This window comes from Streptomyces alboflavus (assembly GCF_000716675.1).
In the GTDB taxonomy this organism is placed as follows: Bacteria; Actinomycetota; Actinomycetes; order Streptomycetales; family Streptomycetaceae; genus Streptomyces; species Streptomyces alboflavus.
In genome coordinates, this window is record NZ_JNXT01000160.1 from 1 (window position 1) to 254 (window position 254).

General features: G+C 55.1%; 1 rRNA gene. It reads right to left on the reverse strand.

What is annotated here, in order from left to right:
* Positions 1–59: ribosomal RNA gene (locus OO63_RS41160) — 16S ribosomal RNA — on the reverse strand; the annotation flags it as partial.
* Between the last annotated feature and the right edge of the window lie 195 nt (positions 60–254).

Genomic DNA, 254 nt, shown 5'->3' on the forward strand with positions numbered 1-254 from the left:
TGCATGTGTTAAGCACGCCGCCAGCGTTCGTCCTGAGCCAGGATCAAACTCTCCGTGAATGTGTACCGGTAATCCGGTTCAACACCACGAGAGCGGAACGGTCGGGAGGAATAATCCCGGCCGTTCACAGCGTCCTCGCTGTGCGCCTGCACGGACATGCCGTACAGGACTTTTTCAAAGGAACCTCAACTCACCGAAGTGAGTCGGGGTATCAACATATCTGGCGTTGACTTTTGGCACGCTGTTGAGTTCTC